This is a genomic window from Barnesiella intestinihominis YIT 11860 (assembly GCF_000296465.1).
Lineage (GTDB): Bacteria > Bacteroidota > Bacteroidia > Bacteroidales > Barnesiellaceae > Barnesiella > Barnesiella intestinihominis.
Genome location: NZ_JH815206.1, coordinates 77,146 through 92,430, shown reverse-complemented (window position 1 = coordinate 92,430; position 15,285 = coordinate 77,146). Strand labels below are relative to the sequence as shown.

Here is a 15,285-nt window from a genome sequence, read left to right as displayed (position 1 = left end):
TTTGTTATTAAGATTGTCAGTAATTTCGTTTTTTCTCTTTGGGCTTGTTTTTCTTTATTTTGTCGGGTTTTTGTTTATCGACCGGTGTCGCATAGATGTCCCAATCCTGTTCTATATCCCAATTGGCTTTCAGTTCGAGTTCCTGTGGGTAATACGAAACTTCTTCGGGCTGTCTTTTCTCGGAGTAGTTCCCGGTGTCGTATTTCCCGTTTCCGTTACGGTCGATAAATAAGCGGGCGTAGTAAGTACCCGGATTCATATACATGAACTCGGCTCCTCCATTGATGACCGGGGCTGTTCTTACGGGTTTGTCTCCTGAATCAAGAATTTCGACAAAGGCGGAATCGGATACGCCCGAAATAGAGAGATACAGATTGGCGTAATCTTCGAGGGCTTTGACTTTGAATTCTTGTTTATAGGTGTTCGTGAATAGTCCGTAAATATTGGTGAATGCCGTGGAGTCCATAACGATGCGATAGGATTCTCCCGGAGTCCATTTGTAGGTGAGTGTGTAGTCCCGGATAGCAATGGAGTCTTGGAGGAATGTGTACAGGGAGTCGGCAACAGGTATCCACAAGGTGTCTCTTTTTTGTTCCAGATGTATTTTCCCTGCATCGTATGTTTGCAATGGTTCGGCAAAGGAAAAACGAAGCGGTTTATAAACATCGAGAGAAGAGCTTATCTTGGCGTTCATTTGCATGAATTGGATTTCGGGAACTTCGATGGAGTCGTTGTCCTTGTCTTTCTTTTTTTCTTTTTTCTTGGGCGCTTTGACTTTTTTCATGATGAATTTGAGCGTATCGTTGTAGAGAGACAATTGTCTTAACGTGTCGGTACGGAGATATTCGGCCGTGAATAAAAGTGTATCCATGTTGTAAATGAGCGAGTCTTTTATCCAGTATTGCAGCGTGTCGTTATGGAACGAGCGTTCGAGAATGGCCCAGTCTTCTTGCTCGAAATTCAGCGGCTTCAGCTTGGGCAACGAATCGGCGGGAGCTTTGAAATAAAGGTCGATTTTACGACGGTCTTTTCTTTCGCTTTTGTCGAGATATTGAGATTGGAATCCTTCGTTGAATGCCGTGAGCAGAATATCGTTCGGATAGAAATGGGTGTGGTTGTATTCGATAATGGTGTCGATGGTGACGCTGTCTTTCCAAATGGTGTCGACGTGTAATTTAACATCGGCCGAAGGAATAACGATAGAATCGAGAAAAGCGATATCTTCCGACGGGTTGTCGAAGCGGTAGTCTCGGTTCATGTCTTTCAGCGCGAATAGACGGTATTTGCCGGGTGTTACATTTCGTATCGTGAAATGACCTAATTCGTCGGAACTGGCAATTCTTTCTAATGGGAGTTTCTGGAAAGCCGAGTCTTCGAGGTCGCTGTGTAATCCTACCAACATGCCGGTTATGGGCTCCAAATCCCGGGCATTGAGTAGTATTCCCGAAACTTGCAGAGAGTCTATCTTGGGGCCGGTCGAAAAGGAGTAGGCGAATCCATAGAGCGGATTGCGCTCGTTGTTGTCGATGATGGCATCGGAAAAGTCGATAGTATAGGTCGTGTTGGGTAGTAACGAGTCTTTAAGAATCACGGTTATTTTACGTCCCGAAGTACGAATTTCGGGCATATCTTTTTGGGGGGGGGAGACGATTACTTTTTCGGACGGTTTGTCTACTTGAATGATTTCGTCGAATTCGATTTCGATTTTCTGTTTCGAAACGTTCAATGCGTTAGGAACCGGCATGCTCTTGATGAATACAGGCGGTGTTTCATCGCGGGGACCACCGCCGGGTCTCGACATGTTGGCGCAGGAATATATGGAAATCGCCAGAATGAACGAGGCGACCAGCCGATAGACTGTTATCGTGGAAAGGGGGTGTTTCGGATTCATCGTCGAATATTTTATGTAAAGATAGTACAAATAAGAACAGAAACAAGTTATGTTCTGTTTTGCCGAATCGATCTATTTGCGACAAAGATAGTGCAAACCGAGACCAAAAGCAAGTGTGCCTATTTTTACCGATGTGCAGCCTATTTTCAATTTTTTCGTCACAGGGGGTGAATCGAGTTCCTAAGAAAAGGGGGGCTAAAAAAGATAGTATATAGGATTTTTTGTAGAGCTAACCCCTTCGTCCTACGGACCCCTCCCCTATATTTTGCGTTGCAAAACACCCCGTAATGCTACGGGACACGGCAAGGAAGGAGGGTGGTACTTTTTATTTTATAGTTTGGCATTTTTGTGCAGCAAGTAGGAGTTATCTAACCTTCTTCCTTTTTGCTTGCTCTCTCCTACACCCCGCGACAGGCGAGGAGAGGGTATAATCTTTTTATTTCAATAGTCTCAATAGCGTATGTTTGTATATGAACAGCCGGACTTTATCTGCCATTACCGATACGATGAATACTCCCACCATAAACAGCAAGGCATACGGGAATGATGGGGTGTAATGCGCTTCGATATAGTCGCATGCTGCGCAGTATAGGGGTTTAATGGAGAGGTCGTTATGGATTAAATATACGGCGAACGAGGAAACTGCGATATAGTTGATCCATTTTATGCTACCGATATTTAGTTTTTTGAAGAACAAGAACAGGGCTATGGATTCGAGAACGATAAGGGGGTTGAGGTAGCTATAAGGGGTAATCGTGAATCCTGCTTTCAAGATGAGGGCGGCGATGGCTACCATAATGAATCCGGTAACGAGGTAAACACCTAAATAGACGTATTTCGAGAGATCGAATATGCTGTCTTGTTTCCGGCGGAGATAGGCTCCTATCAAATATAGCCCCACGAGGCTGATGATGCTCATGCCTTTGTTGAAGTCATAGGCTTTTCCCAAGTAGCCGAACAAGGTGCTGAACAGATAAAAAGTAAGAATGAATATACCCAACTCCCGATGTGTCGATTTTTCGATGAAGCGGTTTATCATCGGGGCCAGTATGTACAGTCCGATGTACGCTTCGATAAACCAGCGGGAGAATGTGTTGTGATATAATGTCTTGAATAGGTCGGTCATGTTGAGGGAATCGGTCGCGGCGAATACGATAACAGGGCATACGATCGCCCAGAACAATATTTGAAAAAGGAGGTTGGAGAAAGATTTTAATTTCCAACGGATACCGAAGTACCCGGAGATGAGAATAAAACAATTGACACAGACGAAGCTGATACTACGCAATTCGAGATCGAACAGTGTGCCGAGCGTGTCGTGGGCCAATGTGTCGTGTGTCGGCAGTGTTCGGGAAGGAATATAATGAATCATCAGAACCAAGAACATCGAAAGTATTCTCAGAAGTTCGATATTTGAACTACGCTCTTGTGGCTCTCTTTCTGTTTTATTCGTATAATTGAGCATAACTTATAGGGTTAATAATCGATTTGCCGTCACGTCGAAATATAGGAAATGCGGCACTTCGATCGGGGTGTGAACCTCGGATTATAACCGAAGTACAAAAATAATATTAAATCTTGAAAAAGATATAACCGTTTTCTTTTTCATGTTTCTTTGGGGGATTGTGCTTTATCGGTGTAAAAAACGCTAATAATAAATAAATCGAATAATTTTGGGCTTCTGTGAAAAAATAATATATCTTTGCACCTTGATAAAAATACGAAATTCATTAAACAAAAAATAAAGTAATAGTCACATGCAAAACAAAGGATTTATTAGAGTCGTTGCGGTTTTGCTTACACTTATCTGTTTGTTCTATCTTTCGTTTTCGGTTGTAACCGCTATTTACAATAATAAGGCGAAAGAGTATGCTGCGGGCGATGAGGCTAAGTATAAACATTATATCGACTCTATCTCTACGGAAAAAGTGTATTGGTGGTATTACACGTATCAGCAATGCCGTGAAATGGAAATAGGTTTGGGTCTTGACCTGAAAGGAGGTATGAACGTAACGCTGCAAATTTCTGTGGCAGACGTGCTCAAATCTTTGTCGAATAATAACCCGGACCCTAACTTCAACGCAGCTATCGCTGCCGCTCAGGCTGCTCAGGCCGGGAACAACGACTTTATCGTTTCGTTCTACAACGAATACAAAAAGATAGATCCGAATGTGAGACTTTCGGCTATTTTCAGCACTTTCCAGTTAAAAGATAAAATAACCCCCAGATCGACTAACGACGAGGTGATTTCTATTCTTCGCAACGAGTTGAATAGTGCGGTGGATAACTCGTACAACGTATTGCGTACTCGTATCGACCGTTTCGGTGTGGTCGCTCCCAATATTCAAAAATTGGAAAAGGACGGTCTTATTCTTGTCGAGCTGCCGGGTATCAAAGAACCCGAGCGTGTGAGGAAATTGTTGCAGGGTAGCGCTAACCTCGAATTTTGGGAGACGTATAAACTGGAACAACTTGCTCCGAAACTCGATGCCGTAAATAACGCTATCGCTGCGGCCAATGCTGCGCAAGAGCCGGCAGAGGAAGAAGCTCCGGTCGTTGCCGAGGCTACGCCCGATACGGCAGCCGTTGCAGCTGACAGCACGGCTTCGTCGTTGAAGAAAAAATTACAGCAGGAGGCATCGGAAGCCGAAACTATGGAGCGTATCCGTAAACAGAATCCGTTGCTTTCGTTGATGAATTATACCCAAAGCTACGGGGGATCTCCGGTTATCGGTATTGTCAATAAGAGCGATACGGCAGCGGTAAATGCTATGTTGGCAAGCAAAATCGCCCGCGATATTCTTCCAAGCGACCTCATTCTCCGCTGGACGGTAAAAGCTATCGATGAAAAGGAAACCATGTATCAACTTATTGCGTTGAAAGCCGGTAAAGGCGGCAAGGCTCCTTTGGGTGGCGATGTAATAATCGATGCTCGTGACGACTTCGATAAGATACGGGGCTCTGTGGTGAACATGACCATGAATGCCGAAGGAGCCAAAGTTTGGGAAAAACTTACTCGTGACAATATCGGCAATGCGATTGCTATCGTGTTGGATAATCAGGTATATTCTTTCCCCAATGTGAATGGCGCCATCTCTGGCGGCAGCTCTGAAATTACCGGAGGGTTCTCTCCCGAAGAGGCTAAGGACTTGGCCAACGTGTTGAAGTCGGGTAAGATGGCTGCGGCCGTGACAATTGTACAAGAGGACGTCATCGGTCCTTCGCTGGGACAAGAGGCTATCCAAAACGGTTTGATTTCGTTCTTGGTGGCTTTGGTGTTGTTGATGGCCTATCTGATCATAATGTACGGGTGGACTCCGGGTCTTGTCGCCAGTTTCGGTGTTATATGTAACTTGTTTTTCACGATGGGTATTTTGGCATCGTTACAGGCGGTGCTTACGCTTTCGGGTATTGCTGGTATCGTGTTGTCTTTGGCGATGGCGGTCGATGCCAACGTGCTTATCTTCGAGCGTACCAAAGAAGAGTTGCGTGCCGGTAAGAGCATGAAGTCGGCGGTTGCCGATGGTTACAAGAATGCTTTCTCGGCGATCTTCGACTCGAACTTGACTTCTATGATTACGGGTGTAATCCTGTTGATCTATGGAACCGGTCCTATCTTAGGTTTTGCCACGACTTTGATTATCGGTATCGCTACCTCGTTCTTCACGGCCATCTTTATTACCCGTCTCATTTTCGAGGCTGGTTTGAATCACGGACGATTCAATAACATGGCTTTCACTACGTCTATTTCGCGTAATTTTCTCACGGATACTCACATTAATTTCGTGGGCTTGCGCAAGACGGGTTATATATGCATATTAGCTATCGTTGCTGTATTTGTCATCTCGTTCCTCACGCGTGGAATGAATCAAGGTGTCGATTTTTCGGGAGGTCGCAATTTTGTGGTTCGCTTCGAACAACCGGTAAGTCCGCTTGAAATCGAGAATATGCTTGAACCTTCGTTCGAAGGAAGTTCGTTGTCGGTAATCACCATTACGACCGATAATCAAGTGCGTATTTCTACTAACTACCGTATTGAGGATACGGGCGAAGGTGTTGACAAAGAGATAGAGAAGAAACTTTATGACGGTATGCAAAGTCTGTTGGGCGGTGTTTCGTTGGAGGAATTCAGCGACAACATGATTCAAAGTCGCCAGAAGGTAGGTCCTACTATTGCAGACGATATTAAAGTGGGTGCATATTGGGCTGTCTTCTTCTCGTTGATTGCGATGGCTTTGTATATCTTGCTCCGTTTCCGTAACATTGCGTTCAGTGTGGGTACGCTGGCTTCGGTAGCCTTTACCACCTTCTCGGTAGTAGGCTTGTATTCGTTGCTCTATGGCGTTCTGCCTTTCTCGATGGAAATAGACCAGAATTTCGTAGCTGCGGTATTGACGGTTATCGGTTACTCTGTGAACGATACGGTGGTAATCTTCGACCGTATCCGCGAAGAGAAAACGCTCTATCCCAAACGTGATTTGATAACGTCGATCAACAGTGCGTTGAACAGTACGTTACCTCGTACGATCAACACGGGGCAAAGTACTATTATCGTGTTGTTGTGTATTCTCTTGTTGGGAGCTGAATCGGTTCGCAGTTTCGCATTCGCCATGTTGTTTGGTGTAATTATCGGTACGTTCTCGACCTTGTTCGTGGCTACCCCGATTGCTTACGAAATTCAACGGCGTGGTATCGCTAAAAAGGCTGCCAAAGAAGCCGCTGCAAAATAAAGGTAAGCGTATAAATACAAAAAAAGGAATCCGAATCCGGATTCCTTTTTTTGTACCCTCGCCGAGAATCGAACTCGGATTTAAAGTTTAGGAAACTTCCGTTCTATCCATTGAACTACAAGGGCATTTCGGTCGACAAAAGTAGTATAAAATTTTGTAATAGTCAACCTTTGCAGCATATTAGTCGAATATGGCTCGTAATATTTCGGGAGACCGGAGTTCCGAAATGTCGGGTTGGTGTAGCCGGTAGTATGTTAAGATTCGGTCGAGTATGGCGTTTCTCTCTCCCCGATTGAATTTGAAGTGGCGAAGATTATTGAAATCCATACGGGTGAGACGGGCGAAAACTTCGGCTTCGCGGGCATCGAGTGTGTAGGTGTGAATGGGGCGCGAGGGGGAGAAAATTCCGTTCAACATGTCGAAAAAATATCCGGTCCGGTAGGTCTCCATGTTGGGGCTGAACCCGAGAAAACTGCATAATTGCAGCAGGAAACAGAGATGAAAATTGGCTTTACCTTCTTCCATTATATTGAGGACTTGAATGGAACGGGCGATGAAGGCGAAAAGCGGGAGATTGGGTTCGGGTTCTTTTATGGTTTGACAGAGGACTTCGGATAAAAAGAGTGCTTCTGCGTTTTTTACCGGATCGGAATAGATGTTTTGAAGAGGTAAAACCGTGCGCGCTTCGATGATTTTTTGCAATTCCCGGCTGTTCCGGTAGTCTATATCGAGTTCCAAAATAGAGAACGGCATGAAGAGGGACCGAAACATGCGAGCTTTTTTTCCGCCCCCTTGTGGAATAAGATAGGAAGATCGGCCATATTGTTCGGTGTACAAATGGGCTACCGATATTTTGTCGTTATAGGGAATGATGTGCAGTACTATTCCTAATGTTTTTTCGAGCATTCTCCCGGTAAATTTTTCTACAAAAATAGTTGTTTTATCCAAAGGCCGGTACTGGTTCGGCGCATTGATTTTATTTATTCGGGAGCAGTGGTTGTATCGGGAGTGTGAAAATTGAGCTTCACAGCAAATATTGTACAGATACAATGCATTATATTTGTCCATATAAAAGGCTGATGATATGGAACAGTTAGATGTATTCGATTGCTCGAATGTGCTTATAGCGAGTTATTTTGCCGATGATCGGGAGTGTGCTCATGAAAATCGGGAACATACGCTCATTTATCAGTGTTCCGGTAGATTGGAGATCGAGGAACGTGGAAAGAAAACCGTTTTGTATCCGGGAGATTGTGCCTTTATGCGGCGTGATAACCGAATGTGGTTGCAAAAGAGGGTCGGGAAGGGTGAGCCTTATCGTTCCATTGTGTTGAAATTTTCGAAGGCTTTTTTGAGGGAGTTTTACCAAACACTCGATCGGCAGCAGATTCCAATCGACTCCAAACGAGAGAAAGCGAGCTTGCTCCTCTTGCCGAAAAATAGACCGGATATCCGCTCTTTGTTCGAGTCGGTTATTCCGTATTTCGATGCTGGGGAGAAACCCTCGGAAAAGATTTTGAAATTGAAGATGATCGAAGGTGTGTATGTCTTGCTCAATACCGACCGTAATCTGTATGCATCGTTATTCGATTTCGTGGAACCGTGGAAAATCGATATTCTCGATTACTTGAACGAGAATTATATGTGCGATCTCTCGATGAAAGAAATCGCCAGTTATACAGGGCGTAGTTTGGCTACTTTTAAACGGGATTTTGCCAAAGTGAGCGATTTGACGCCTCAGAAATGGATTATCAGACGACGTCTTGAAGCGGCGCATGATTTAATTCGGTCGGGGAAAAAGAAAGTTACGGAGGCTTGCTTCGATGTAGGCTTTAAGAATCTGTCGCATTTTTCCAAAGTGTATAAAGAGACCTATGGGGTCGCACCATCGTGGCAGGGTGAGCTTTATGGCAAATAGATTTGAGCTTTATAGCAAAATCGTTGCGAGATCTGTTTCGTACCTTTGTACATCGTGCGGAAATAGACGATGATCGATGGAGACTGATGTCTGTCTGTTTCCGATTTTCCAATTACATGATTTCTAAATGATGAGTTGGAAAACTGGTATTTTGTGGTGTTCAATTAAAATCATAGGGTATGAAAACAAAAGTAGTTTTATGGGTTTTATTGTCAATTTTAATATTTCCGATTATGACAAAATCACAAGAGAAAGTCCGACAGACAGCCGGACATGATGCGCTTGGTGAGTTCGCTCCCGAGTTTGCGCATTTGAATGACGATATTCTTTTTGGGGAGGTATGGAGTCGTAACGATTTGCTTTCGCTTCGTGACCGCTCTATCGTGACTGTCGTTGCTCTCATGTCACAGGGGTTGACAGATTCTTCGTTCAAGTATCATCTTGAATCGGCCAAGAAGAACGGGGTGACCAAAACTGAAATCGCTGAAATTCTTACTCATGCTGCGTTCTATGCTGGTTGGCCCAAAGCATGGGCGGCATTTCGTATGGCCAAAGAGGTGTGGGTAGACTGTGCGGATAGTACTGCTGCCTGTTCGCTCGATGCGTATGCTCAATCCATTATTTTTCCTGTCGGCAAACCTAACGATACGTACGCCAAATATTTCATCGGTCAAAGCTATCTCGCACCTGTCGTGACAGAAGGTATTCCCATTTCGAACGTTACTTTCGAGCCCGGTTGCCGTAATAATTGGCACATACACAAGGCTACCAAAGGCGGCGGTCAAATACTTGTGTGCGTGGGTGGCAGAGGTTATTATCAGGAATGGGGAAAAGAACCGGTGGAACTTCTCCCCGGCGATGCGGTTTATATCTCGGCCGGTGTGAAGCATTGGCACGGAGCTGCGCCTGACAGTTGGTTTTCGCATCTCGCCATAGAGGCTCCCGGCGAAAACAAGAGCAATGAGTGGCTCGAACCTGTGAGCGAAGAGGAATATTCGGGCGTTGTCCGTCATTAACGCTGAGCCTCGAAATAGCTCGAACAAGTTTGTCTTTTTCTCGGCTTGTAGTTTATTTCAAAATGAATATAGTATGAAACAGATAGTATTGATACTTATGAGTATTCTCAGTTTTAGTTGTTCGTCACAAACTCAACGACAGGCGACAGATACCACCGAACCGGTGAGTAAGAAAATTCTTGTGGTCTATTTTTCTTGTACCGGAACTACCGGGAGGGTGGCAGAATCTATTGCCGGTGCGGTCGATGGCCGGCTTTACCGGATTACTCCTGCCGAGGTCTATACTTCGGCCGATCTCGATTGGAATGACAAGTCGAGCCGGAGTTCGGTCGAAATGGCCGACGAGGATTCTCGCCCCGAACTGGGTGGGGAGCCTCTCGATATGAAAGATTACGATATCGTATTTCTCGGCTATCCTATTTGGTGGGACTTGTGTCCGCGTCCGGTCAATACGTTTCTTGAAAAATACGATTTTTCCGGTAAAACCGTTATCCCGTTCGCTACTTCCGGAGGAAGTTCGATAGCCCATAGTGTAAGACAGCTCAGGAAACTTTATCCAAACGTGACTTGGAACGACGGCAAGTTACTCAACGGAGGCGTTGCGGTGGCTACCGAATGGGCTAAGCAGGTCGTTGAAAATACTAAAAAGGGAAGTCGGTGAAAGCCGTTATCTCGAAGAATCGAGCTTTATGACAAAGAGTTTTGAGCCCTGTGGCAAAGTTGCCACGGGGCTTTCTTTTTAACTTTGTAACGGATATAAAACAGATTATTATGAATGCTCATACTATTTTTGAAAGAGATCTGAACGGAGAGATGGTTTCCCCGTCGGATCCGGGATACGATGAATTGATAAATGCCATTTGGGATACTATGAAAATGGCGACCGAATTGAATACCGGTTATCATACGCCCGATGAGGTGCGTCGGATATTGAGTGTAATTCTCGGGTGTGAAGTGGACGAATCTATTACTTTGTTGCCACCGTTTTATGTGGATTATGGGAAACACATAAAAATAGGGAAGGGTTGCTTTATTCAACAGTGTTGTACGTTTTTCGGGCGAGGGGGTATTACTCTCGGTGAAAATGTCTTTTTGGGGCCGAAAGTGAATATTATTACCATTAACCATGATCCCGACCCGGAAAATCGGGATGCGACTTATGGTCGCCCTGTTGTTCTTGAAGATAGAGTTTGGGTCGGAATCAATGCTACGATTCTCCCCGGAGTGAGAATAGGATACGGGGCTATCGTGGGGGCGAATAGTGTGGTGACCAAAGATGTGCCGCCTATGACAGTTGTCGCAGGTAATCCTGCTCGGATTATAAAAGAGTTGAAAAAATAATCGATATGAAAGAGGTCAATAAAACGGAAATCGGTCGTCGTGGATTTCTTAAAACAACGACATTAGCGGGGGCAGCATTGACTATGCCCGCAGGATTGAATAGGGCTGGCTGCTAACGAAAAGGGAGGTCGGAGGCTATTATAATGCAGGGTAACAGCGACAAGTAGTTTTTTAATATAGGGTAGAGCCTATAATAAAAATTACTAATGTAGATCGTAGTAGTTTTTAGGGGCAGTAGTTCCTGTTCGAGCGGGAAAGTCCGTGCAGATTGTATGCGATAGAAAGGTAAATGAAAGATTTTTAGGTAAAAATTTTGTCAATTCAAAAAACAGCTCTATATTTGCACTCGCATTTGGAAAGGGCGCCTTACTTTATATATCTAAGGCGCATTTTTATCAAGGGCCCATTCGTCTATCGGCTAGGACGCAAGATTTTCATTCTTGAAAGAGGAGTTCGATTCTCCTATGGGCTACGAATATAAAAATATAATTATTAGGAGACTATTGAGATGGCAAATCATAAATCGTCGGAAAAAAGAATCAGACAAACACAAGTGAGAAATTTGCGTAACCGTTACTATGCAAAGACTGCTCGTAATGCCGTTCGTAAATTGCGTGCTACTACTGTGAAGGAAGAAGCTGCCGCTTTGTATGTAAAAGTTAGTTCGATGTTGGATAAGTTGGCTAAAAAGAATGTGATTCATAAGAACAAAGCTGCTAACTTGAAATCGAAATTGGCTTTACACGTTAATAAGTTGTAATTCCTTGAAATTAAAATCGGCAAGGTTTTCCTTGTCGGGGATAGGTATGGCCCATTCGTCTATCGGCTAGGACGCAAGATTTTCATTCTTGAAAGAGGAGTTCGATTCTCCTATGGGCTACGAATGCGACAGAAAAATCTGTCGCATTTTTTTGTTTAGATATGTGGTATCTTTGTCATGGGGTGTCTTTTTTTTTGATGGGAATTACCTCGGTACAGTAAAAATCAGTGAGAATTGTCCTTTTATACTTCTAACCTTCCAATCAAAGATTATATAATTTTTTCAACCCCCTCGCCCTATGGACACTCCCCCTATCTCATCTGTGATGAGCAGAGGGAGAGAGGAGTCCTGACTTCTGCCACCTTTACTGCCGGTATTTTCCAATCCCTCCGTCACTACGTGACACCTCCCCTATATTTTGCATAGCAAAACACCCCGTAAAGCTACGGGGCACGGCGCAGCCATATGTAAAGAGTATGGGGACGGAACATATGGCTCGGTCTCGTGGACCAAATGGGAGTCGGACTTATGTCATACTCTGATGTCTTTCTTTTTCAAATTTATAATGATTAATGGGAATATACAATAGGGGAGGTGGCACGTAGAGAAGGAGGGGGCGAAAACGACATCTCATCAGTCTGTTTATATTAATTCTCCTGTTGTGTCGCATAACGGTATAGGGGGGGGGCGATGGGCGAGAGGGTTAATTTTTAAAATCACCCCAGTGGATTTATTGTTTTCATTTCCTTTCCTGTTATTGATTGATGTCATTTTTCAGGTTCATAGTGTATATGATTTATATCTTTTTGTGAATAAGGTGCTTTCTGTCAGATGGGTTTTTGTTTTTATCCTTATGTTTGAATTTGCTGTTTGGATTCACAATGTCTGGTCGGGGCTATGATTTGAGAGAAACGTCGGTGTGATTATTTCCACCCGGATTATTTCGCTATTCCAACTTTTTTGTGTATTTTTGTTTGTTGGTGGGAAGCCGGCCGTTTGAGCCGGATTTTAAGTGTTTCCTGTTGATTTTCTGTTAATAAGAATAGCGCAGGGATAGCTCATAAAAACAAAAAAGATTCGGATAATATGTCAGAAGAAACAGAAAACAAAAGTTATTCAGCCGATAGTATTCAGGTGCTCGAAGGTTTAGAGGCCGTTCGTAAACGCCCTGCCATGTATATCGGCGATATCGGTGTAAAAGGGTTGCATCATTTGGTATATGAGGTTGTCGATAACTCTATCGACGAGGCTCTTGCCGGATATGCCACTCATATCGAGGTATATATCAACGAAGATAATTCTATCAGGGTTGTCGATAACGGTCGCGGTATTCCTGTCGATATGCACGAGAAAGAGCATAAATCGGCTCTTGAAGTGGTTTTGACGGTATTGCATGCCGGTGGTAAATTCGATAAGGGGTCTTATAAAGTTTCCGGTGGTTTGCACGGTGTGGGTGTATCGTGCGTAAATGCTCTCTCGACTTATTTACGTGCCGAGATTCGCAGGAACGGAAAGATTTATATGCAAGAGTATTCTTGTGGGAAACCTTTGCACGATGTGGAAATTATAGGAGAGACCGAAGAGACGGGTACGACGATTATCTTCCGTCCAGACGATTCGATTTTTTCTGTTACGGTTTACGACTATAATATTTTGGCGAATCGTTTGCGCGATTTGGCTTATCTGAATGCGGGGATTACCCTTTCGCTGACGGATAAACGGACGACTAACGATGCCGGCGAGTATCGTAAAGAGGTGTTCTATTCAAAGGAGGGATTAAAGGAGTTCGTTCGTTATATCGACTCGAATAAGGAGCATCTTATCGATGATGTGATTCATATCGCTACCGAGCGTCAGGGAGTGCCTGTGGAGGTCGCTATGACGTACAACACGACGTATAACGAGAATGTCTATTCGTATGTGAACAATATCAATACCATCGAGGGGGGAACTCACTTGACGGGTTTCCGTCGGGGATTGACCCGTACTTTGAAGAAGTATGCCGAGGATTCCAAGATGCTTGAAAAAGTGAAAGTGGAAATCAGCAGCGATGACTTCCGAGAGGGGCTTACAGCCGTTATTTCGGTGAAAGTGATGGAGCCACAATTCGAGGGACAGACCAAAACCAAATTGGGCAACAGCGAGGTTATCGGGGCTGTGGACACGGCTGTGAGCGAGGCTTTGGCAAATTATTTGGAAGAACATCCGGCTCAGGCGAAAACAATTGTCGAGAAGGTGATTATCGCCGCCACAGCGCGTCATGCAGCTCGCAAGGCACGTGAGATGGTTCAACGCAAGTCTCCTCTTTCGGGTGGCGGATTGCCCGGTAAATTGGCGGATTGTTCTTCGCGTAACCCTGAGGATTGCGAGATATTCCTTGTCGAAGGGGATTCGGCAGGAGGTTCTGCCAAACAAGGTCGTGACCGTATGTTCCAAGCTATTCTACCGTTGCGCGGTAAGATATTGAATGTGGAAAAAGCGATGGATCACAAGGTCTTCGAAAGTCAGGAAATCAGTAATATGTTCAAGGCTTTGGGTGTGACTATCGGGACGGAAGAAGATTCGAAAGAGGCGAATATCGAGAAATTGCGCTATCATAAAATCATTATTATGACCGATGCCGATGTGGACGGGGCGCACATTGCCACATTATTGTTGACATTCTTTTTCCGTCGTATGCGTCCGTTGTTGGAACAGGGGTATGTTTATTTGGCGACGCCCCCTTTGTACAAATGTAAGAGTAAGCGGGGTAAAACCGAGGAATATTGCTGGACCGATCAACAAAAGGATCAGTTCTGTTTGAAATATTGCGAGGGAAACGAACAGTTGATGGAGACTCAACGATACAAAGGTTTGGGTGAGATGAACCCGCACCAGTTGTGGGAGACGACGATGGATCCCGAGAACCGGATTCTCAAACAGGTGACCATCGACAATGCAGCCGAGGCCGATCGCGTATTCTCGATGTTGATGGGCGAGGACGTGGGTCCGCGTCGCGAGTTTATAGAATCTAATGCGACTTATGCCAATATCGACGCTTAATTCGATGCGATATAGGTCAGCCCGATACGAAATCGGGCTGACTCTGTTTTAAATAGAAGGATTTGAAAATGGTATCGATAGGGGAATGTTTTTCCCTGTCGGTTTATCGATGGATAGGGATTCGTTATGGAACGGAAAGCGTTGAATAGCTTAGGGTATATGGAGCTGGCGGCATTTTTTGTCTTCGGCACATTTTTGTTGGGACTGTATTACGACATTGTGTGGTTGCAATGGGTTACAGCTATTTTGTTTATTTTGCCTATGGCGGGAGTATTGCGCTATCCTTCCCGTTGTAAAGAGAGGCAGGAGCCATTTGTCAAAGCTCGTTTCGCTTGGTCGTTGATAACTATGTTTCTTTATTTGGGTATGGGATTCGGATTGCTTACGATTCTCTGAATTCGTGATTGCGCTCTGGTCGGTTGTATCTTTTTTGTTCTCGTGAATATTTTCGAACCCGCTTTCTGTTGCGGCATGGGAAATTCGATTTTTTTCTTGAATCTTAGAAGCTGTTTTATAAATTTATTGAGAAATAATATTATCATTTCAAGCAGGTATGTTCCGGCCATATTGAGCTCCTGTCTCGCATC

Annotated in this window: 12 protein-coding genes and 3 tRNA genes; 11 read left to right on the top strand and 4 right to left on the bottom strand. The window is 44.4% G+C overall.

Annotation, left to right across the window (positions count from 1 at the left end):
* Window positions 1-16: 16 nt before the first annotated feature.
* Entirely contained in the window at window positions 17-1,891 is a 1,875-nt protein-coding gene (locus HMPREF9448_RS12390; protein WP_008862916.1) for an Ig-like domain-containing domain, read from the bottom strand.
* A 436-nt stretch (window positions 1,892-2,327) separates the two neighbouring features.
* A complete protein-coding gene (locus tag HMPREF9448_RS12385; RefSeq protein WP_008862915.1) occupies window positions 2,328-3,356 on the bottom strand; it encodes an acyltransferase in 1,029 nt (342 codons plus the stop codon).
* A gap of 292 nt (window positions 3,357-3,648) precedes the next feature.
* Here HMPREF9448_RS12385 and secDF point away from each other — a divergent pair, with 292 nt between their 5' ends.
* The gene (gene secDF / locus HMPREF9448_RS12380) at window positions 3,649-6,621 is read left to right on the top strand and encodes a protein translocase subunit SecDF (RefSeq protein ID WP_008862914.1); all 2,973 of its coding nucleotides are present in this window, start codon (window positions 3,649-3,651) and stop codon (window positions 6,619-6,621) included.
* 53 nt (window positions 6,622-6,674) lie between these two features.
* On the opposite strand, the gene HMPREF9448_RS12375 is transcribed toward secDF, so the two are convergent.
* Window positions 6,675-6,746 (bottom strand) — tRNA-Arg (locus HMPREF9448_RS12375).
* 55 nt (window positions 6,747-6,801) lie between these two features.
* Window positions 6,802-7,689: a DNA repair protein RecO gene (gene recO / locus HMPREF9448_RS12370; RefSeq protein WP_232297250.1), complete on the bottom strand. Its 888-nt coding sequence runs from the start codon at window positions 7,687-7,689 to the stop codon at window positions 6,802-6,804.
* Between the two features lie 16 nt (window positions 7,690-7,705).
* On the opposite strand from recO, the gene HMPREF9448_RS12365 reads away from it, so the two are divergent.
* From HMPREF9448_RS12365 to HMPREF9448_RS12325, 10 genes are all read left to right on the top strand, one after another.
* Window positions 7,706-8,539: a helix-turn-helix transcriptional regulator gene (locus HMPREF9448_RS12365; RefSeq protein ID WP_008862912.1), complete on the top strand. Its 834-nt coding sequence runs from the start codon at window positions 7,706-7,708 to the stop codon at window positions 8,537-8,539.
* A 179-nt stretch (window positions 8,540-8,718) separates the two neighbouring features.
* Window positions 8,719-9,555, top strand: a complete 837-nt coding sequence (locus HMPREF9448_RS12360) for a carboxymuconolactone decarboxylase family protein (RefSeq protein WP_083855876.1) — start codon at window positions 8,719-8,721, stop codon at window positions 9,553-9,555.
* A gap of 73 nt (window positions 9,556-9,628) precedes the next feature.
* Entirely contained in the window at window positions 9,629-10,216 is a 588-nt protein-coding gene (locus HMPREF9448_RS12355) for a flavodoxin (RefSeq protein ID WP_008862910.1), read from the top strand.
* Between the two features lie 110 nt (window positions 10,217-10,326).
* Window positions 10,327-10,896: a sugar O-acetyltransferase gene (locus HMPREF9448_RS12350; protein WP_008862909.1), complete on the top strand. Its 570-nt coding sequence runs from the start codon at window positions 10,327-10,329 to the stop codon at window positions 10,894-10,896.
* A gap of 5 nt (window positions 10,897-10,901) precedes the next feature.
* Window positions 10,902-11,012 (top strand): twin-arginine translocation signal domain-containing protein, encoded by a 111-nt coding sequence (locus tag HMPREF9448_RS14490; RefSeq protein WP_008862908.1) that lies wholly within the window; start codon window positions 10,902-10,904, stop codon window positions 11,010-11,012.
* Window positions 11,013-11,296: 284 nt separating this feature from the next.
* A tRNA-Glu gene (locus tag HMPREF9448_RS12345) sits at window positions 11,297-11,368 on the top strand.
* 36 nt (window positions 11,369-11,404) lie between these two features.
* Window positions 11,405-11,656, top strand: coding sequence for a 30S ribosomal protein S20 (gene rpsT, locus HMPREF9448_RS12340; protein WP_008862907.1), 252 nt, complete (start codon window positions 11,405-11,407; stop codon window positions 11,654-11,656).
* A 48-nt stretch (window positions 11,657-11,704) separates the two neighbouring features.
* Window positions 11,705-11,776: transfer RNA gene (locus HMPREF9448_RS12335), tRNA-Glu, on the top strand.
* Window positions 11,777-12,742: 966 nt separating this feature from the next.
* Window positions 12,743-14,698, top strand: coding sequence for a DNA topoisomerase (ATP-hydrolyzing) subunit B (gene gyrB, locus HMPREF9448_RS12330; RefSeq protein ID WP_008862906.1), 1,956 nt, complete (start codon window positions 12,743-12,745; stop codon window positions 14,696-14,698).
* Between the two features lie 126 nt (window positions 14,699-14,824).
* On the top strand, window positions 14,825-15,094 hold the full coding sequence (locus tag HMPREF9448_RS12325) for a hypothetical protein (RefSeq protein ID WP_008862905.1): 270 nt from the start codon (window positions 14,825-14,827) through the stop codon (window positions 15,092-15,094).
* The last annotated feature ends 191 nt before the right edge of the window (window positions 15,095-15,285 follow it).

Excerpts from the sequence above, each read along its gene's own strand:
- HMPREF9448_RS12390 (WP_008862916.1), bottom strand. The coding sequence starts at position 1,891 with ATGAATCCGAAACACCCCCTTTCCACGATAACAGTCTATCGGCTGGTC.
- HMPREF9448_RS12385 (WP_008862915.1), bottom strand. The coding sequence starts at position 3,356 with ATGCTCAATTATACGAATAAAACAGAAAGAGAGCCACAAGAGCGTAGT.
- secDF (WP_008862914.1), top strand. The coding sequence starts at position 3,649 with ATGCAAAACAAAGGATTTATTAGAGTCGTTGCGGTTTTGCTTACACTT.
- recO (WP_232297250.1), bottom strand. The coding sequence starts at position 7,689 with ATGGACAAATATAATGCATTGTATCTGTACAATATTTGCTGTGAAGCT.
- HMPREF9448_RS12365 (WP_008862912.1), top strand. The coding sequence starts at position 7,706 with ATGGAACAGTTAGATGTATTCGATTGCTCGAATGTGCTTATAGCGAGT.
- HMPREF9448_RS12360 (WP_083855876.1), top strand. The coding sequence starts at position 8,719 with ATGAAAACAAAAGTAGTTTTATGGGTTTTATTGTCAATTTTAATATTT.
- HMPREF9448_RS12355 (WP_008862910.1), top strand. The coding sequence starts at position 9,629 with ATGAAACAGATAGTATTGATACTTATGAGTATTCTCAGTTTTAGTTGT.
- HMPREF9448_RS12350 (WP_008862909.1), top strand. The coding sequence starts at position 10,327 with ATGAATGCTCATACTATTTTTGAAAGAGATCTGAACGGAGAGATGGTT.
- HMPREF9448_RS14490 (WP_008862908.1), top strand. The coding sequence starts at position 10,902 with ATGAAAGAGGTCAATAAAACGGAAATCGGTCGTCGTGGATTTCTTAAA.
- rpsT (WP_008862907.1), top strand. The coding sequence starts at position 11,405 with ATGGCAAATCATAAATCGTCGGAAAAAAGAATCAGACAAACACAAGTG.
- gyrB (WP_008862906.1), top strand. The coding sequence starts at position 12,743 with ATGTCAGAAGAAACAGAAAACAAAAGTTATTCAGCCGATAGTATTCAG.
- HMPREF9448_RS12325 (WP_008862905.1), top strand. The coding sequence starts at position 14,825 with ATGGAACGGAAAGCGTTGAATAGCTTAGGGTATATGGAGCTGGCGGCA.